Annotated in this window: 2 protein-coding genes; one reads left to right on the top strand and one right to left on the bottom strand. The window is 71.9% G+C overall.

All coding sequences use genetic code 11. The features are described 5' to 3' along the window. Positions 1 to 29: 29 nt before the first annotated feature. Entirely contained in the window at positions 30 to 350 is a 321-nt protein-coding gene (locus E2E34_RS34310) for an SH3 domain-containing protein (protein WP_138905717.1), read from the bottom strand. Positions 351 to 489: 139 nt separating this feature from the next. Between E2E34_RS34310 and E2E34_RS34305 the strand changes: the two genes are divergently transcribed. After that, on the top strand, positions 490 to 1,382 hold an 893-nt coding region (locus E2E34_RS34305; protein WP_138905716.1), incomplete at its 3' end, for a serine/threonine-protein kinase.

Raw genomic sequence — 1,382 nt, 5'->3', positions numbered from 1 at the left:
GCGGAGGCGGGTGGGCGGCGGACCGTGGATCAGGCGCAGCGCACGGCGACGTAGCCGTCGCTGCCGGTCCTGATGTACGCGTCCGAGACGAACTGGCCGTTCCCGATGTTGGACCAGAGGTTCGTCGTGCCGTACGGACCGGACACGGTCGTGCCGGGGCACTGGCAGTTGATCGGCACGCGTGCGTCGTACGGCAGGACCTTGACGATCCGGTACTGGGTGCCCGGGCCGCTGCGCACGTTCACCCGGTAGCCCGGGGCGACCGGGTAGCGCACGCCGGCCGCCTCCGCGGTGGCGACGGCCGCCTCGGCGGCGCCCGCCACCTCGTCCTCGACTTCTCCTACGGCCATGACAGGCCCCTCCCCCGTTGACGTCCTTCTGGCGAAAGCTCCGTACGCCGCGCAGGCTAGCAAGCCCCACCGACATCGCACGCATCATCGACTAGGCTCCGTGCGTCTCGCTTGCGGACGATTCACACGGGGGTGGACGATGCCGCCGCTGCGCAGCACCGGGAGGGGACCGGAAGCGGAGCATCCGGTCTATGCCGGGCAGTACCGGCTCGAAGCCGTGCTCGGCTCCGGAGGCATGGGAGTGGTCCATCTGGCCACATCCGGCTCAGGGCTGCGCCTCGCGGTCAAGGTGGTGCACGCCGACTTCGCCGCAGACCCCGAGTTCAGGGCACGGTTCCGGCAGGAGGTCTCCGCCGCCCGACGGGTGAGCGGCGCGTTCACCGCACCCGTCGTGGACGCCGACACGGACGCGGAACGCCCGTGGATGGCCACCTTGTTCATCGAGGGCCCGACCCTCGCCGAACGCGTCAAGCGGAACGGTCCGCTGGAGACGGAGGAGTTGCTCCGGCTCGGCGCGGGCCTGGCCGAGTCGCTGCGCGACATCCACCGGGCCGGCGTGGTGCACCGCGATCTCAAGCCGAGCAACGTACTTTTGGCGGCCGACGGGCCCAAGGTCATCGACTTCGGCATCTCCCGGCCGACGGACAGCGATCTGCGGACGGAGACCGGCAAGCTGATCGGTACGCCGCCGTTCATGGCGCCCGAGCAGTTCCAGCGCCCGCGCGAGGTGGGGCCGGCGGCGGACGTGTTCGCGATGGGGTCCGTGCTGGTGCACGCGGCCACCGGGCGCGGGCCGTTCGACTCCGACAGCCCGTACATCGTCGCGTACCAGGTGGTGCACGACGAGCCGGATCTGACGGGCGTGCCGGACGCGCTGGTCCCGCTGTTCGCACGCTGCCTCGCGAAGGAGCCCGCCGACCGGCCGACGCCGGACGCGCTGATGGCGGCGCTGCGCTCGGCGGCGTACCCGACCGCCGACGACACGCAGGCGTTCATACCGGCGCAGCGGATCGCGGAGCCGCGGGGGAAGGG

It is taken from the genome of Streptomyces albidochromogenes, from assembly GCF_005981925.1.
Lineage (GTDB): Bacteria > Actinomycetota > Actinomycetes > Streptomycetales > Streptomycetaceae > Streptomyces > Streptomyces albidochromogenes.
Note: the sequence above shows the minus strand (reverse complement) of the source record. Positions and strands in the feature narration are given on the sequence as shown.

Bases quoted from the DNA above. Each gene is read 5' to 3' on its own strand.
- E2E34_RS34310 (WP_138905717.1), bottom strand. From the start codon at position 350: ATGGCCGTAGGAGAAGTCGAGGACGAGGTGGCGGGCGCCGCCGAGGCG.